Origin of the sequence: Kingella pumchi (genome assembly GCF_022288825.1) — a bacterium.
Taxonomy (GTDB): domain Bacteria; phylum Pseudomonadota; class Gammaproteobacteria; order Burkholderiales; family Neisseriaceae; genus Kingella_D; species Kingella_D pumchi.
The window spans coordinates 70,123-86,914 of the sequence record NZ_JAKOOW010000024.1 but is presented as its reverse complement, the minus strand read 5'-3'; the positions used below and the strand labels follow the sequence as shown (position 1 = coordinate 86,914).

General features: G+C 59.7%; 17 protein-coding genes. 3 read left to right on the top strand and 14 right to left on the bottom strand.

Annotated features, from left to right (window positions below; translation table 11 throughout):
* Positions 1 to 132 precede the first annotated feature (132 nt).
* Entirely contained in the window at positions 133 to 867 is a 735-nt protein-coding gene (locus tag MB824_RS06490; protein WP_238747102.1) for a transferrin-binding protein-like solute binding protein, read from the top strand.
* A gap of 223 nt (positions 868 to 1,090) precedes the next feature.
* On the opposite strand, the gene MB824_RS06485 is transcribed toward MB824_RS06490, so the two are convergent.
* Positions 1,091 to 1,816, bottom strand: a complete 726-nt coding sequence (locus MB824_RS06485; protein ID WP_238747095.1) for a CPBP family intramembrane glutamic endopeptidase — start codon at positions 1,814 to 1,816, stop codon at positions 1,091 to 1,093.
* Positions 1,809 to 2,762 (bottom strand): tRNA 2-thiocytidine(32) synthetase TtcA, encoded by a 954-nt coding sequence (gene ttcA / locus MB824_RS06480; RefSeq protein WP_238747093.1) that lies wholly within the window; start codon positions 2,760 to 2,762, stop codon positions 1,809 to 1,811. Before ttcA ends, MB824_RS06485 begins: the two co-directional genes overlap by 8 nt.
* Positions 2,763 to 2,895: 133 nt before the next feature.
* On the opposite strand from ttcA, the gene pseF reads away from it, so the two are divergent.
* Both pseF and MB824_RS11630 read left to right on the top strand, forming a co-directional pair.
* Positions 2,896 to 3,630 carry a pseudaminic acid cytidylyltransferase gene (gene pseF / locus MB824_RS06475; RefSeq protein WP_238747091.1) on the top strand — a complete coding sequence of 245 codons (735 nt, stop codon included), beginning with the start codon at positions 2,896 to 2,898 and terminating at the stop codon, positions 3,628 to 3,630.
* A 185-nt stretch (positions 3,631 to 3,815) separates the two neighbouring features.
* Complete coding sequence (locus MB824_RS11630; protein ID WP_255778448.1) at positions 3,816 to 3,950, top strand: hypothetical protein; 135 nt, start codon at positions 3,816 to 3,818, stop codon at positions 3,948 to 3,950.
* A 695-nt stretch (positions 3,951 to 4,645) separates the two neighbouring features.
* Here the strand turns inward: MB824_RS11630 and MB824_RS06470 are convergent.
* From MB824_RS06470 to prfA, 12 genes are all read right to left on the bottom strand, one after another.
* Positions 4,646 to 5,407, bottom strand: a complete 762-nt coding sequence (locus tag MB824_RS06470; protein ID WP_238747086.1) for an amino acid ABC transporter ATP-binding protein — start codon at positions 5,405 to 5,407, stop codon at positions 4,646 to 4,648.
* Complete coding sequence (locus MB824_RS06465) at positions 5,408 to 6,124, bottom strand: amino acid ABC transporter permease (RefSeq protein WP_238747084.1); 717 nt, start codon at positions 6,122 to 6,124, stop codon at positions 5,408 to 5,410.
* Between the two features lie 2 nt (positions 6,125 to 6,126).
* On the bottom strand, positions 6,127 to 6,957 hold the full coding sequence (locus MB824_RS06460) for an amino acid ABC transporter substrate-binding protein (protein ID WP_238747082.1): 831 nt from the start codon (positions 6,955 to 6,957) through the stop codon (positions 6,127 to 6,129).
* Between the two features lie 169 nt (positions 6,958 to 7,126).
* Positions 7,127 to 7,318, bottom strand: coding sequence for a hypothetical protein (locus MB824_RS06455; RefSeq protein WP_238747080.1), 192 nt, complete (start codon positions 7,316 to 7,318; stop codon positions 7,127 to 7,129).
* A 109-nt stretch (positions 7,319 to 7,427) separates the two neighbouring features.
* Positions 7,428 to 7,988, bottom strand: a complete 561-nt coding sequence (locus MB824_RS06450) for a hypoxanthine-guanine phosphoribosyltransferase (protein WP_238747073.1) — start codon at positions 7,986 to 7,988, stop codon at positions 7,428 to 7,430.
* Positions 7,989 to 8,060: 72 nt separating this feature from the next.
* On the bottom strand, positions 8,061 to 9,962 hold the full coding sequence (gene speA / locus MB824_RS06445; protein WP_238747065.1) for an arginine decarboxylase: 1,902 nt from the start codon (positions 9,960 to 9,962) through the stop codon (positions 8,061 to 8,063).
* A 189-nt stretch (positions 9,963 to 10,151) separates the two neighbouring features.
* Positions 10,152 to 11,126, bottom strand: coding sequence for a class 1 fructose-bisphosphatase (locus MB824_RS06440; RefSeq protein WP_238747063.1), 975 nt, complete (start codon positions 11,124 to 11,126; stop codon positions 10,152 to 10,154).
* Between the two features lie 149 nt (positions 11,127 to 11,275).
* The gene (locus MB824_RS06435; RefSeq protein WP_238747061.1) at positions 11,276 to 12,901 is read right to left on the bottom strand and encodes a glycosyltransferase family 39 protein; all 1,626 of its coding nucleotides are present in this window, start codon (positions 12,899 to 12,901) and stop codon (positions 11,276 to 11,278) included.
* A 224-nt stretch (positions 12,902 to 13,125) separates the two neighbouring features.
* On the bottom strand, positions 13,126 to 13,902 hold the full coding sequence (gene map / locus MB824_RS06430; protein WP_238747053.1) for a type I methionyl aminopeptidase: 777 nt from the start codon (positions 13,900 to 13,902) through the stop codon (positions 13,126 to 13,128).
* Positions 13,903 to 13,974: 72 nt separating this feature from the next.
* Positions 13,975 to 14,478 carry a hypothetical protein gene (locus MB824_RS06425; protein ID WP_238747051.1) on the bottom strand — a complete coding sequence of 168 codons (504 nt, stop codon included), beginning with the start codon at positions 14,476 to 14,478 and terminating at the stop codon, positions 13,975 to 13,977.
* Positions 14,479 to 14,521: 43 nt separating this feature from the next.
* A complete protein-coding gene (locus tag MB824_RS06420; protein WP_238747049.1) occupies positions 14,522 to 15,475 on the bottom strand; it encodes a tetratricopeptide repeat protein in 954 nt (317 codons plus the stop codon).
* A gap of 68 nt (positions 15,476 to 15,543) precedes the next feature.
* Positions 15,544 to 16,620: a peptide chain release factor 1 gene (prfA, locus tag MB824_RS06415; protein ID WP_238747047.1), complete on the bottom strand. Its 1,077-nt coding sequence runs from the start codon at positions 16,618 to 16,620 to the stop codon at positions 15,544 to 15,546.
* Positions 16,621 to 16,792 lie beyond the last annotated feature (172 nt).

The following is a 16,792-nucleotide window of genomic DNA, read 5'->3' as shown; positions in this document are numbered from 1 at the left end:
CAAAAATGCAAGGGGTTATCGCAGCGTAAAAAATTTGCCGGATTTAGAGTCTTCACTTATAATTTGCGCCCCTTGACCGGCAAACGCCGGAAAACGTTTCAAAACATCCGATAAAGATTAAGGAAGAAAACTATGAAAAAAACCACTCTTGCCGCCCTGATCGGCGCCACTGCCCTTGTACTTTCTGCCTGTGGCGGCGGCGGTGGCAGCAGCAGCCCCAACACTTCGGCCAACAATACCGTGCCGAATAACAATAATAACAATGCAAACAACAACGGCAATGCCAACAACAATAACGGCGGCAATGCCAATATCGGCAAAAACACCGCTACCGATTTCAAATCTGTCCAAGCCAGTCAGCTGGATAAACTGACCGTTGGCGGCGTAACCATCAGCCTGACAGGTCTCCGTGCCGGAACCTGGTTCAATAATAACAACAGCAACGGCAATTATGCCGTCGGCGGCACCACATACAGCAGCGTACGTTTTGGTTTTGCCGGAAAATCAGTCAATAATCGGACACCTTTTGTCCACGGTGTCGAAACCACCAATATGCCCACCAGCGGCCAATTCAAATACAGCGGCCTGCATATGAACTCCGACGGCAAAGGTGCCGGCTTCCAAGGCGGAAAAAATTCGGCTGAACTGACTGCCGATTTCGGTGCCCGCAAGCTGACCGGCACACTGACCGGCGCAGCCAACGAAACCTACCAAATCAACGCCGATATCAAAGGCAACCGCTTCAGCGGTACTGCCGCCGATAAAACCTACAGCGAAGGCGGTTTCTACGGCAACAACGCTGCCGAAGTGGCCGGCTCCTATAAAAAAGGCGATATAACCGGTGTATTCGGCGCGCAAAAGCAATAAGCGCCCGTCTTAGATTTTCAGGCTGCCTGTCTCTGTGTCAGGCAGCCTGAAATATTTTGCGCTTGCGTTCGTTTATACTTTTTGGTTTTTCCGTTTTCATTGCGTCCGCACAGGCAAAAATCCTGCTTTGTATCGAACAATAGCGCGCGCCCGTCCTGCAAAACAGTACAAAAACTTTCAGGCTGCCCTTGTTTCCCAAAGGCAGCCTGAAAACCATTCCGGCCTACGCGCCGGCGTACAGTATCAGCAGCGCAATCAGATTGTTCGCCACATGCACCGCTATGCTGCAGCGCAAATCGCGGCTGCAAAGGTACACGCCGCCGAGCACCAGCCCCATGGCGAAATACGGTGCGAACTCCATGCTCACCGGCAGCGCATGCAGGCAGGCGAAGGCAAAGGCGGAAACCGGCAGCAGCGCCAGCCGCTTGGCGCGCGTTTGCGGGCTGCCGAAGCTGTGGAAAAACAGGCCGCGAAACAGCAATTCTTCCAGCAGCGGCGCCGCCAACACGATATAAACCGGCATCAGCAGCGGCAGCTGGGCGAGCAGCTGGGTAAGCATCTGCTGGTTTTGCAGGCTGTCGGTGGTGGCCTGCTGCCCCAGCCAGCCGCTGAACACTTCGTAAAGCGGATTGATCGCCAGCATCAGCACCAGCCCCGCCGCCATGATGGCGGCCTTGCGTTTGCGCCCAACGGTGTCTGCCTTCGGCAACACACCGTGCGCATCCAAAAGACGCCGGTAGCAGCGGCGGCAGAGAACGGTCAGCCAGACAACGGCGGCGAGAAACAGCAGCGTTTCGCACCCTTCGAGCGTGTAGCGCGACAGCATCTGCCATTGTGCCACGCCCAGCGCCTGGTTGAAGCCGACAAACAGCCCGATCACAAACGCCAGGCCGACAAAATAAGCCGCTGCCAGTAGCAGCAGCTCCATCACGGGTCTGAATTTATTCATGCGCGGCGGCTTTCGGTCGGTTGTCCAAGATATTGATTACCCGTTTTGCTTGCGGTTTGGACTGCTCCGCTTCATCGGCGGCACCGGCCACTTCAAACGAAGTCGGCAGGGTTTCGCTGTCAAAGGCCAGATCGCCGCCGTGTTTCAAGTTTTGGCCGCGCTGCAGCCCGACAAAATCAAACAGCTCGGTATCGGCCAGATGGGAAGGCACCACGTTTTGCAGCGCCGAAAACATAGACTCAATGCGGCCGGGAAAACGCTTGTCCCAGTCTTTGAGCATCTCGCCGATTACCTGGCGCTGCAGATTCGGCTGCGAGCCGCACAGATTGCACGGAATAATCGGAAACTGCTTGATTTCGGCGTAGCGGATCAGGTCTTTTTCCTTCACATACGCCAGCGGGCGGATAACGATATGCTCGCCGTTGTCGGAAACGAGTTTCGGCGGCATGGCTTTGAGTTTGCCGCCGTAAAACATATTCAGAAACATGGTGGCGATAATGTCGTCGCGGTGATGCCCCAGCGCGATCTTGCTGCAGCCGAGCTCTTTGGCGGTGCGGTAGAGAATACCGCGGCGCAGGCGGCTGCACAGCGAGCAGGTGGTTTTGCCTTCGTCGAGCACGCGCTTAACGGTGGAATAAGTGTCTTCCTCAACGATTTTATAAGGCATGCCGATGCTCTCCAGATAAGTCGGCAGCACTTCTTCGGGAAAACCCGGCTGTTTTTGGTCGAGATTAACCGCCACCAGCTCGAAATCAATCGGCGCGGACGCCTGCAGGTGGCGCAGGATGTCCAAGAGCGCGTAGCTGTCTTTGCCGCCGGAGAGGCAGACCATAATCTTGTCGCCCGGCTCGATCATATTGAAATCGTTAATCGCATCGCCCACCGCGTGGCGCAGGCGTTTGTGCAGTTTATTGTGTTCCAGTTCGGTTTTGCTTTTGTTGGACATGGCAGGGTTCTTTGCGCAAAAAGCCGCAATTATATCGCGACGGCCGCCGCAAAACACAGCCATCGGCTACAATCCGCCCTTTGCCGCTTTCAGGCAGCCTGAAACCGCGGCGCCACACTAAAAAAGCCCACTTATGAACTTCTGCATCATTCCCGCACGCGGCGGCAGCAAACGCATCGCCCGCAAAAACATCAAAGACTTCTGCGGCCGGCCGATGATCGCCCGCTCCATCGAAGCGGCGCAGCTTTCAGGCTGCTTTACGCGCATTATCGTTTCCACCGACGACGCCGAAATCGCCGAAACCGCACGCCGCTGCGGCGCCGAAACGCCCTTTGTGCGCCCCGCCGAACTGGCCGACGATTTCGCCACCACCGGCGCAGTGATGCGCCACGCCGTCGCCGCCCTACTGGATGAAAAGCAGCCTGAAAGCCTTTCAGACTGCCCTGAAAACGCACCGGTACCGGACGCCCTGGTCTGCTGCCTGTATGCCACCGCCCCCTTCGTGTGCGCCGACGATCTGCGCCGCGGACTCGACATCCTGCACGAAAGCGGCGGCGACTACGCCTTTGCCGCCACCACCTACGCCTTCCCCATCCAACGCGCCCTGCGCCGCGCCGCCGACGGTTCGGTATCGATGTTCCAACCGGAAAACTTCGCCGTGCGCTCGCAGGATTTAGAAGAAGCCTGGCACGACGCCGGCCAGTTCTACTGGGGACGCGCCGCCGCCTGGCTGGCGGAAAAACCAATATTCAACAGCCGCGCCTACGCCGTCGGACTGCCCCGCTACCGCGTGCAGGACATCGACACCCCCGAAGACTGGCAGCGCGCCGAAATGCTGTACCGCCTGCTGCAGGAAAGCGGTGGCTAAAACGCAGCGGCAATACAAAAGGCAGCCTGAAAGCCAAAGCTGCCTGAAACCGCGTAGGTCAGATTCTCGAATCCGACAAACAGCCGGCTGCAAAGGCGGCATTCGAGCAGAAACGGAAAATGTCGGATACAAGTATTCGACCTTGTATCTCCCCACCAGGGTAAACTCGCGATTTACCCACCGGTATGGCGGCATACATCCGTTCGGACAATCTGCACAAAACCGACAAAACCGACGCCCGCGCGCTGGCCGATATGGGCATTGACCGTTTGGCCAAAGGCAGTGCCGACAAAAGCCTGTGGCAGCCCGCACCGCCCTAAGTCAAACATCTTAAAGCCCTGCTCGCCCGATTAGACGCGCTCGAAGCCGATTTGCAGCGCGAAGACAAGCGCATGGAAAAAGCCCGTGCCGCATCACCGTCAGCCGTCCGGGCAAAGAGCCGCTGGTTTCAGGGTGTGTTGGCAATTAACATTTTGACGGCTTTTTCGCCATAAAACGGCATCTGCCGCTTAAAAATACTCGCCTATGGGCGGGAACGGCTTGAACTGGCGCGGATGCAGGGGGTGTTGTTTTGAAGTCAAGTGTTTAGTGTGTTGATTTGTATGGGTTATTTATTCCGGACAGTAGTGCGCCTACGCGGGAATGACGGCGTCTGGGACGGTGGCTTTGGTGGCTTTGACAGCGGGGAGGCACAGCGTTTCTGCGAAACGCCACCCCCACCCCAGCCCTCCCCCGCGCTGGGGCGCAGGGGAGGGAGTCTCGGCGTTTCAGGCTGCTTTTAAGATCGCTTGGAAAGGCAGCCTGAAAGCAAGCGGCGTAAGTTTCGGCAAGGCTGAAGCACATGAAGGCAGCCTGAAAGCCGTGTTGAACGGTTTTCAGAAGGCAGCCTGCGTCGCGCAGCAAAGTTGCGAAGCTAAAAACGTGAGCTAAGTTTCAGTAAAGCTGAAGCAGCAAAAAGCAGCCTGAAAGCCGCGTTAAACGGTTTTCAGGCTGCTTTTTATGGTTTGGACGGGATTTATTCCGCCGTTGCGCCGCCGCCGATGCGGCTGAGAAAGCGGCGGGTACGTTCGTGCTGCGGGTTGGCAAACAGCTCTTGCGGGGCGCCCTGCTCGACGATTACGCCTTCGTCCATTACCACCACGGTATCGGCCACGTCGAGGGCGAATTTGATTTCGTGGGTAACGACGACCATGGTGCGGCCTTCGGCGGCGAGTTCTTTCATGGTGGCGAGAATACCCTGCACCAGCTCGGGATCGAGCGCGGAGGTCGGCTCGTCAAACAGCATCAGCCGCGGGCGGATGGCGAGGGCGCGGGCGATGCCGACGCGCTGCTGCTGGCCGCCGGACAATTGGTGCGGATACAGCGTTTCTTTGCCGGAAAGCCCGACTTTTTCCAGCAGCACCAGCGCCTGCTGATGGGCTTCGGCCACACTTACGCCCTGCACCTGCACCGGCCCTTCCATAACGTTTTCCAACGCGGTTTTGTGCGGAAACAGGTTGTATTGCTGGAACACCATGCCGGATTTGCGGCGCAGGGCGAGAATGTCTTTTTTACCGGGCTTGCGGGCGAAGTCTATGCTGAGCGCGTCGGGTTCGGAGAAGCGGATTTCGCCGGCTTCGGGCAGCTCGAGCGCGTTCAGGCAGCGCAAAAAGGTGGTTTTGCCCGAGCCGGATGGGCCGAGAATGACCACCACCTGCCCTTTATCTATGCTCAGGTCGATGCCGCGCAGGATGTCGTTTTTACCGAAGGACTTGCGGATGTTTTTTATTTCTATCATTTACTTGGCCACAAAGCGGTTGTTGTAGCGCTCCATATGCGCCTGCATGACAAACAGCACGAAGCAGAAGCACCAGTAAATCAGTCCGGCTTCCAGATACACCGGCAGAAAGTCGTAGGAGGAATTGGCGTACTGCTGGGCAACGCGGAACAGCTCGGTTACGGTTACCGTGGAGGCCAGCGAAGTGTCTTTAACCAGGCTGATAAAGCTGTTGCTCAGCGGCGGTACCGCCACGCGGAAGGCCTGCGGCGCGATGATGCGGCGGAAGGTTTGCAGATAGCCCATGCCGATGGAGGCGCCGGCTTCCCACTGGCCTTTGGGCACCGACAAAATCGCCGCGCGCACAGTTTCCGAGCCGTAGGCGCCGACGTTCAGCGAAAAGCCGATGATGCCGGCCGGCAGCGGGTCGATAAAAATCCCCATCGCCGGCAGGCCGTAAAACACCACGCACAGCTGGATCAGGAGCGGCGTGCCGCGGATGGCGGAGATATAGACTTTGCACAGCGCCAGCAGCAGGCGGTGAAACACGCCGCCTGCGGGCATAATCCGTATCAGCGCCACCGCCACCGCAATCAGCATGCCGATGGCAAAAGACACCAGCGCCAGCGGCGCGGACACCGTCAGGCCGGCTTTGACCATCGGCCAGAAAGCGTCCATCACCAGCGTGGCGCGGGTGCCGTTCATAAACGGCAGCGAAGTCAGAAATTCGTGCACCATCGTTATTTCACGCTGACGTCTTCACCAAAAAACTCTTCGCCGAGTTTCTTCAGCGTGCCGTCTTGCTGCAGCTCTTCGATGGCGGTGTTGATTTTCGCCAGCGCTTCGGTATTGCCCTTGTTCAAAATCAGGCCGGAACCGAGTTTGTCGTCCGCGCCCGCTTTCCAAGCGGTTTTCAGGCCGGAATCGGGATTTTTCTTCAGATAGTCCAACAGCGCCAGCGAATCGTTGAGCGTGAGATCGGCGCGGTTTTGCTGCACCAGCGTCAGCGCCTGCGCCATGCCGTCCACCGGCACCACTTCGGCCTTGGCGGCCACCGCCATCTCGCCGTAGTTGCTGCTCAAAGTCTGCGCCGCTTTCAAGCCTTTGATGTCATCGAGCGACTTGATGGTTTTATTGTCTGCGCGCACCAGCATCATCGGCCCGCTCCAGCTGTAGTTTTCCGATTTGTCGAAAGTGGCGCGGCGCTCGGGCGTGGTCAGGCTTACCTGGTTGGCCACCATATCGAAGCGGCCGGCTTTCAGGCCGGCGAGCATGGCGTCCCACTGGGTTTCTTTAAATTCGATTTCCACGCCGAGCTTTTGGGCGACGGCGCGTGCCACTTCAACGTCGTAGCCGGTGAGTTTGCCGCTTTGGTCGTGGTAGGTGAAGGGGGCGTAAGTACCTTCGGTGCCGACCACAATCTTGCCTTTGTTGTTGATGCGCTCGATCAGGCTGCCGGAGATTTTGGTTTCAGGCTGCGCTTCGGAAGCCGCGGCACCGCCGGCAGAACCGCCGCCGCAGGCGGCCAGCACCAGCGAACATACAAGCGGCAGGGCAAATTTTTTCAACATGGATAACGCTCCGTATTCAATATGCGAAAAGCGCGGGATTGTACGGGAAAAGCCGCCGCGCACAAAGCCTGTCGCTATCTAAGCCTTATAAAAAGCGGGTATAAGCAGTTTGGGCGGGGCGGCTGTGCTTTGCTTTCAGGCTGCTTTGGGTGCGGCAGCGCGGGCGTGTTTACTGCAGCAGCCCGATGGTCAGCAATATCGCCAGCAACACGATTGCGCCGATAAGCGTTTGCTTGCGCGTGGGTTTGGGCGTGGTTTGTTTGATCCAGCCCAGTTTGCGCCCCAGCCAGAAAATCAGGCGCAAAATCCATTCAAGCAATAAGGCGACAAGGTCAATCGCCAAGAGAAACAAATCCGTCATGTCCTGCCATCCTTTAAGCTGTGCGTTTGAATCCGGCGGCTTCGTTTTTCAGGCTGCCTTTCCCATCAGAAAAGGCAGCCTGAAAAGCAAAACGGCGCGCTGAAACGGCTTAGGGTTCTTCGCTTAAGGCGTAGATGGCGTCGAGATTGCGCCACATACCGCGGGCGTCCATGCCGTAGCCGAAAACGTAGCGGTCGGGCACGCTCAGGCCGGTGTAGTCGGCGCGGATGGGTTTGCTTTTGGTGATGGCTTTGTCGGCGAATACGGCGCTGCGGCAGCTTTTGGCGCCTTTGGCCAGCAGTTTTTCGCGCACGGCGTGCATGGTGTGGCCTTCGTCGAGGATGTCGTCGAGCACCAGTATGTCGCGGCTGGCGACGTTTTCAGGCTGGTAGAGCCAGTGCAGGTCGCTGCCTTGCAGCTGGTCGCCGTAGCGGCTGACGTGGATGTAGTCGAAATCGAGCGGGAAGCGCAGCAGCGGAAGCAGGCGGCCGGCAAACACAACGGCGCCGCCCATCACCGCCAGCACCAGCGGGTGGCTTTCGCTCAAATCGGCGGTGATGGCGCGCGCCATTTCTTCCAGCGCTTTTTGGCAGTCGGCGGGCGAGTGGATTTCTTCGGCGGATTCGAGCATGGCCATCGCCTGCCAGTAGCGTTCTTTATCGGCACTCATTGCGTTTCCTTTCTGTGGGATTTGGGGAAAAACAGGCAGCCTGAAAGCTTTTCAGGCTGCCTTTTGCGTGAATCAGTCTTCTTCCAGACTCAGATAGCTGCTTTGTTTGAGCGTGTGGAAAAATTCGGCGGTGTAGATGCGCTGCTCGTTGCGTTCGAGCTTGGCCCAGCGCAGTTTTTCTTCGAATTTGTTGATGACTTCCTGCGGCTGGAGATGGACGTAGCGCAGCATGTCTTCGATGGTGTCGTGCTCTTCCATGCCGGAGTATTCGACGCTGCCGTCGCTGCGCACATACACATTCACCGAATCGGTGTCGCCGAATAGGTTGTGCATGTCGCCGAGAATTTCCTGATAGGCGCCGACCATAAACACGCCGATCAGATAGGGCTGGCCTTTATTGGGGGCGTGCAGCGGCATATTCGATTCGATGCTCTGCTGATCGACGTAGCGGCTGAGTTTGCCGTCGGAATCGCAGGTCAGATCCTGCAGGATGGCGCGGCGGTTGGGTTTTTCGCCCAGCCGGTGGATGGGCATAATCGGCAGCACCTGGCCGATGGCCCAGGTATCGGGAAGGCTTTGGAACACGCTGAAGTTGCAGAAATATTTGTCGGCGAGTTTGTCGATCAAGTCGTCGAACACCTGGCGCTGGGCGCGGTGGCTGGTCTGCAGGCCTTTTTTCAGGCGGCGGCACAACACCGCGTACACCTGCTCGGCCAGCGCTTTTTCCGGCAGGCCGATTTTGCCGTCGATGTAGTTTTCGGTTACTTCCGCCAGATAGTGGCCGATGCGGTAGTAGGTTTCGGTAACCATCTCGCTGTCGATGCCTTTTTCCATCAGGTGGATCAGCTTTTGGGTGGCGAAGGAATAGTTGTCGCGCTCGTCGCCGATGCCCGCCACGCTTTCGGGCAGGCTTTCGACGTCGGTTACATTGGTAACCAGCACCGCGTGGTGGGCGGTGAGCGCGCGGCCGGATTCGCTGAAGACGTTGGGATGCGGGATGCCGTATTCGTCGCAATACTCGCGCAGCATCGAGATAATGGTGTAGGAATATTCGCCGATGTCGTAATTGACCGAGCTGGCGTTGCGCGAGTGGGTGCCGTCGTAATCGACGCCCAGCCCGCCGCCGACATCGACATAATCAATCGGCAGCCCCAAGCCGCGCAGTTCGGCAAAATAGCGCACGGCTTCTTTGAAGCCCAGCCGGTAGTCGGCGATATTGGAAATCTGCGAACCCATATGAAAGTGCATCAGGCGCACGCACTCGCCCAAACCGGCGGCTTTCAGGCGCTCGGCGGCGGAAATAATCTGCGCGGCAGACAGGCCGAACTTGCCTTTTTCGCCGCCGGTGTCCGCCCATTTGCTCGATGCGAGCGACGATAAGCGCACGCGGATGCCGAGATTTGGGCGCACATTGAGCTTGGCCGCTTCTTCGATGACGATATCGACTTCGCTTTCTTTCTCGATGACGATAAACACCTGGTGGCCGAGCCGCTGCCCCATCAGCGCCAGACGGATGAAATTGCGGTCTTTGTAGCCGTTGCAGACGATGGTGCCGCCTTTGGGGGCAAAGGCCAGCACAATCATCAGCTCGGGTTTTGAACCGGCTTCCAGACCGATGGACACTTCGTCGTTTTTCGGCACGATCAGGTTTTTGACCACGCTCTCCTGCTGGTTGACTTTAATCGGGTAGATGGCGGTGTAGCTGCCCTGGTAGTCGTTTTTGCGGATGGAGCGGTTAAACGCGCGGCACAGGCGCAGCGCGCGATCCTGCAAAATATCGGGAAAGCGGAACAGCATCGGCAGATCCTGGCCGCGTTCGTTGAGCTGGTGCACCAAATCGTACAGGCTGACAGCGGCCTGGCTGTCGGGATTGGGGCGCACCATCACTTCGCCGTTGTCGGCGATGAAAAAATAGCCGTCGCCCCAGTGTTTGATGCCGTAGGTGGATGCCGAAGCATCGATGCTCCATGTCATGTGCGGATTCCTTGTGTCTGGCGGTTTGCCGGCGCCCCTGCCGCCGGTGCGGGCGGGACGCGGTTTGTTGTTGTCGGTAATGGCGCCTGAAGTTTTCAGGCTGCTTTCGGGGTTTTCAGGCTGCTTGGGTGCTGGTTTGATGCGCCTGCAGGCAGCCTGAAAATGTTTGCGCCGCTTTCAGGCTGCCTGTTAATCATGCAGACGGCACAGGTATTCGACTTCCTCGCGGCTGCCGAGCACCACCGCCACGCGCTGGTGCAGCGCCTGCGGCCGGATGTCGAGCATATCCTGGCGCGCGTCGCAGCAGGCGCCGCCGGCCTCGCGCAGCACCAGCGCCAGCGGGTTGGCTTCGTACATCAGCCGCAGCTTGCCGGGCTTGGCGGGGTCGCGATTGTCTTTGGGATACATAAACACGCCGCCGCGCATCAGGATGCGGTGCACTTCGGCCACCATGCTGGCCACCCAGCGCATATTGTAGTTTTTGCCGCGCACGCCTTCGCTGCCGGCCAGTAATTCGTCGATATAGCGGCGCACCGGTTCTTCCCAATGGCGGCGGTTGGACATATTGATGGCAAATTCGGCGGTGGCCGCCGGCACCTGCGGGTTGGCGGCGGTTTGGACAAACTCGCCTTTGTCATCGAGCGTAAACACCGCCACGCCCTTGCCGAAGGTCAGCACCAGCAGGGTTTGCGGGCCGTAAAGCACATAGCCGGCGGCCAGCTGGCGGCTGCCCTCCTGCAGGAAACTTTCGGTTTTCAGGCTGCCTTCGGGCTTGGCGAGTACCGAGAAAATGGTGCCGATGGAAATGTTCACGTCAATATTCGACGAGCCGTCCAAAGGGTCGAACAGCACCAGATAGCGGCCGCCCTCGTTGCAGGAAACGAAACTGTCTTCTTCCTCGCTGGCCAGCCCCGCCACCGCCGGCTCAGCTTTGAGCGCGGCCACCAGAATATCATTGGCGATCACATCGAGTTTTTTCTGCGCCTCGCCCTGCACATTGCCGCTGCCGGCCTCGCCCAGCACGCCGGCGAGCGCGCCCAGCCGCACTTTGGCCTGGATCGCGCCGCAGGCGGCGACTACGGCGGCAACGGTATCGATCAGCGCCTGATCGGTGCCGTGCGCGGCGTGTTGTTGTTCGAGAAAGCGGGCGAAAGTCGCGACCATGGCAAAGTCCTTATGCGGTGGGGAAAACAGGCACGGATTGTACGGGAAAGCGCCGCGCTTACCAATCGGCGGCGGGGCTTTTTTTGCGCGAAAAGGTTTTCAGGCTGCCTGAAAGTAGGCAGCCTGAAAACAGCAAATATACGCAAATCCTAAAAGCCGTCGTGCCGCACCAGCACAAAAAGCTGGTTTTTGCTGCGCGGGCGCCGTCCCTGCCACAGAGCGTTTTCCGGCACGGCTTCGGTGCGCGGGTCGGTTTCCAAAAGTTCGTAGCGGCAGTTGTCGTTTTCGCCGCCGATTTTCAGGCTGCCGTACTGCTGCCAGGCCAGATAGCCGTCGCTGTTCGGGCGGCGGATCAGCAGGCAGGCGCCGGCGGCAAAATCGGCGCGCACGCCATCATCGAGCGACTGTTCCATCTGCAAGACCACCGGCCGATAGCTTTTGGCGGCATCGAGCCAGGGCAGAAACAGGGTAAACAGCAGCGCCCACACCAGCGTGATGCCCGCCGCCCAGTTGGTTACCGCCTGCCGGCCGCGGATGCGGCGCCGGCGCACCGCCACCAGCCACATCAGGCCGAACAACAGGGCAAACAGAATCGGCAGCGGCCGGATATGCGGCGTGTAATACGGGCTGAAATAGGCGGCGCGGGCGGCCAGCCGCGCCGGATAGCCGTAGTTCATCGCCATAAAGCCCAGCCACAGGAACACCGCCGCCAGCCCGAAAGTCATCATGCCGAACCAGTTGAAAAACGCCGCCACTCCGCGCTTGAGACTGTCAAGCTGCGCCGAAGCAGCCAGCGCCAAGGGCGGCAGCAGCAGCACCAGATAATCGCGGTTGTGCTGCGGCATCAGCGCCAGCAGCAGGCCGAACACCGCCAGCCAGCACAGCGCCGGCAGGAAAACCGCACGCTGCGCGGCCGGCGTTTTCACCGCCGTCCACAGCGCCAGCGGCCAGGCCGGCAGGGCAAACCAGGCCAGATGCATCAGATAGTAAGGCAGGCTGAAAGCAGCCTGAAAGCCGTCCAACCCGCCAAACACGCCAAACAGCTGCCGGCGCAGATAAACATCAAACGCCGCCGGATGGTTTTTTGCCAGCAGCAGAAAATGGCTGGCCAACAGTGGCAGCACGACCGCCAGCGTGTACAGCAGCCACAGCAGATGGCGCCGCCGCCAGCCGGCAAACACATGGGGCAGCACCCCCGCCAAGAGCGCGGCGGCGGCCACCAGCGCCCCGCCGGTCTGAAACAGCAGCAGCAGCGCCAGCGCCGAGAGCACGCCGGAAAACACCACCTGCCGCTGCGCCGCCGCCATCCCCCACCAATACAGTCCGGCACCGGCAAACAGCACCGGCACCGGCCCGAGAAAATGGCCGGCCGCCGTCAGCCCCGCCGAAGCAATCAGCACCAGCAACATGCTGCGGGCGGCGTGGCGGTCGAGCATGCGGGCACAGGCCATGCCGCAGCCGGCCAGCCCCAGTGCGGTAAACACCACGCTGGCAACGCGCGCCGCCGAATAGGCATCGAGCGCCCACGGCGAGAGCAGGCGCACAAACAGCGCCGCCAGCCACACATAAGGCGGCGGCAGCGTGGAAGCCCCTGCCACCGAGCCGTGGCGCAGGAAATGCTCGACGGCGGCAAAAGTTTCCGGCTCGTACGGCCGCCACAAATCATGCGAAAACACGCCCGGCCACAGCCAGGCAAACACCAAAAGCAGCAGCATCCACGGATACTCGCGGCTGCCGGCGGGGCGGCCGGATTCGGGCGGAGTGTAGGTCAGCATGGCGGATTTCCGTTGCAATGCCGGCGGCAGGGCGGGATGGCGTTTGCGCTTGGCAACCGCGTGTTCAGGCAGCCTGAAACGCAGCGCCCCGCACCCTGCCGGCGGCGGATAAACCAAAGGCGGCACGGATCTGCCGCCGCATCTGTTGGGCAAAAGGCAGCCTGAAAACGCAAAAACCGGCTTGGGCTTCGCAATCCCGCTGCGCTTTCAGGCAGCCTGAAAGTTTACGGCCGGCCCGTTTTCGGGCTGACGGTCAGGATTTCGTAGCCGGTATCGGTAACCAGCACTTCGTGCTCCCACTGGGCGGACAGGCTGCGGTCTTTGGTGACCACCGTCCAGCCGTCGGCCAGGATTTTCAGGTGGCGTTTACCCTGGTTGATCATCGGCTCGACGGTGAAAATCATCCCCGGCTGCAGCTTCAGGCCGCTGCCTTTGCGCCCGTAGTGCAGCACCTGCGGCTCTTCGTGAAAGCCGCGGCCGATGCCGTGGCCGCAAAATTCCTGCACCACCGAATAGCCGGCGTTTTCGGCCACCTGCTGGCAGGCGTGGCCGACGTCGCCCAGCGTGGCGCCGGGGCGCACCGCTTCGATGCCGGCCATCATCGCGGCGTGGGTGGTATCGATCAGGCGCTTGGCAACCGGGCTGATCTGGCCGACGGCGTACATGCGGCTGGAATCGCCGTGAAAGCCGTCTTTTTTGATGGTAACGTCGATATTGATGATGTCGCCGTTTTTCAGCGGCTTGTCGTCGGGAATGCCGTGGCAGATCACATGGTTCACCGAAGTGCAGCAGGATTTGGGAAAGGGCGGACTGCCGTAGTGCAACGGCGCGGGATAGCCGCCCTGCACATTGATGTGGTAATCGTGGATCAGCTGGTTGATTTCGTTGGTGGTTACGCCGGGTTTGACGAAATCTCCGATGTAGTCGAGCGCTTCGGCGGCCAGTCGGCCCAGCTCGCGCATTTTTTCGATTTCGGCGGGGGTTTTGATAATCACGGGCATAAAATGTCCTTTAAATGTGGGTGTTGCGGGGTTTCAGGCTGCCTGAAAGACGGGAATCAGGCAGCCTGAAAACTATTTTTTCAACTCGACAAACGGCAGGCCGGTTTTGCGGGCGATGGTTCGGGCATAAATCTTGGCGCGGGAAGCATCGCCGCTGGCGCCGATCAGGATGTCTTCGCCGTTTGCCAGCAGCAGCCGGATCGGCGATTCGCCGCTAAATGCGAATTGGTAGGCAAGGGCATGGATTTGGCTGCGGGCGATGCGGTGCACAGGCTGCCACGACAGCTTTTTCCACGCAAAGTCTTCCAGCAGCAGCATTTGTGCCTGCGGATCAAAGCGCACGCGGCGGATGTGGCGGAAGCGGAAAAAGGTATAGCCCGCCCAAGAAACGGTAAACGCGGTCAGCAGCCCCACTTGGCGCACGCTTTCCAAATTCAGCGACACTTCCCCCTTGGAAACCGCCTGCGCCCACAGCAACCATACTCCCGCCGTGCAGAACAGCACCAGCAGGTAAAACGCCATTTTGCTGCGGTGGAGCGAGCCGAAATCTATCATCTTGTTACGCTTGCGGATCATGTTTGGAAACTTTCGCTAAAACTTTCAGGCAGCCTGAATCGGTTTATTCGCTGCTTCCGATCCACCAGACCCTGCCGTCCTGCCGCGCGGGCAGCGGGTAGTTCTGCCGGCAGATGTCGGAAACTTCGCGGCCGGGGGCGGCGGCTGCCCAGTTTTGCAAGGCAGTTTCCAGTTTGGCAGATTGGGCAGCGGGGGCGGCGATGCCGATGCTGCGCTCGGTCTGCCAAGTGTCGGCCTGCTCTACGCTTGGGGCGGCGTCCGTGTGTTCGTGCGGGATGCCGTAGCTGCAACGCAGGCAGAGATAGCGCAGGCTTTGCGTCCAGTCTTCGGCCGTCCAGCCGTGCTGTTCCAGCAGTTCGGTGAGCGCGTGTGCGTCTGCGGCGGCGGGGCAGCGGACGAAGGCGGTATGGGTCGGGGTTTCAGACGGCCTCCAGCATTCAAAGGCGTTGAATACATGGACTTCGCCGCCTTGTCCGTCGTCTCGGGTGCCGGTGGGTGCGCCGTCGTGCAGGGCGATGTCGCCGAAACGCCAGCCGCTTTCGGGCAGCGGCACGTTGATGATTTGGGCGCGGACGGGGTCGATGCGGCGGGCGTACACGGTTTCGCCGTCTGCCCACGGGTTGAGGCGGATAACGGCGATGCCGAAGTCGGCACGGATTTCGCCTTCGCCTTCGGGGATGGCGATGCCGCAGGCCGCCCACATTCGGCGGGCGGTGTGCCAGTCGTGCAGGGCGGTGGCGGCGATGGCGGCGTTCCAGTGCGCGCCTTCGGCAAAACCGTCGGCGCATTCGATGGCGCGCAGGTTGGCACGCAGGGCACTCGGCCAGTCCATGCGGTTTTTGGCGGTCAAACCCTGCATATAGTGGTAGGCGCTGTCGTCGGGAAAGCGTTTGACCAGCTTGGCGAAGTATTCGGCGGCCTGCGCCAGTTCGCCGCTGTCGAAGGCGGCGTAGGCTTGTTTGTGCAGTTTTTTGTGGCGGCGGAAGGTGAAGGACATAGGTTGGTTTCCTGTTGGAATTCAGGCAGCCTGAAAGCCTGTTTGGCATTTTCAGGCTGCCTTCGGCTTTAATCCCCCATCGCCGCCAACAATTCCGCCTGATGCTCGGCAATCAGCGCGGCGGTAATCTCTTCCATATCGCCGTCCATCACAAAATCCAGCTTGTGCAAGGTGAGATTGATGCGGTGGTCGGTAACGCGGCCTTGCGGGTAGTTGTAGGTGCGGATGCGCTCGCTTCTGTCGCCGCTGCCGATCAGCGATTTGCGCTCGGCGGCTTCTTTGGCTTGGGCTTCGCGTTTTTGCGCGTCGTTGAGCCGCGCGGCCAAAACTTTCATCGCTTGGGCTTTGTTGGCGTGCTGGCTGCGGCCGTCTTGGCATTCCACCACCATGCCGGTGGGCAGGTGGGTGATGCGCACGGCGGAGTCGGTTTTGTTGATGTGCTGGCCGCCCGCGCCCGATGCGCGGAAGGTGTCGATGCGCAAATCGGCGGGGTTGAGCTGGATTTCTTCGAGCTCGTCCGCTTCGGGCATCACGGCGACGGTGCAGGCGGAGGTGTGGATGCGCCCTTGGCTCTCGGTGGCAGGCACGCGTTGCACGCGGTGGCCGCCCGATTCAAATTTGAGTTTGCTGTATGCGCCCAGCCCGATCAGCCGCACGATCACTTCTTTATAGCCGCCCAAATCGCTTTCGTTGGCGGAGACGATTTCCACCTGCCAGCGGTTGCGCTCGGCGTAGCGGCTGTACATGCGCAGCAAATCACCTGCAAACAGCGCGGCTTCGTCGCCGCCGGTGCCGGCGCGGATTTCGATGAAGATGTTTTTGTCGTCATCGGCGTCTTTGGGCAGCAGCAGTTTTTGCAGCTCGGTGTCCAGCGCTTCGATTTTGGCTTTGGCCGCGTCGATTTCTTCGGCGGCAAAGTCTTTCATTTCGGGGTCGGACAGCATTTCTTCGGCGTCCGCCAAATCGCTTTGCGCTTGGGTGTAGGCGCGGTAGGTTTCCACTACGGGGGTAAGCTCGGCGTGCTCTTGGTTGAGACGGCGGTAGTTGTCCATATCGGCGACGGCTTCGGGCGAGCCAAGTAGCGCGGTTACTTCTTCCAGGCGGTCGGACAGGGTTTGCAGTTTGCTTAAAACAGAAGGTTTCATAAGGCGGAACGGCCTTTCAGGCAGCCTGAAAGGACTCAATAAAGGGGAAAGAAAAGGCGGCGATTATAAGCCAAAGCGCGGCTTTCAGGCTGCCTGCGCGCACGGGGGCGGGCAAAACGGGCGGCGATTCGCTATATAATGGCGGCGCTTTGAATTTTCCACAACGCCGCAC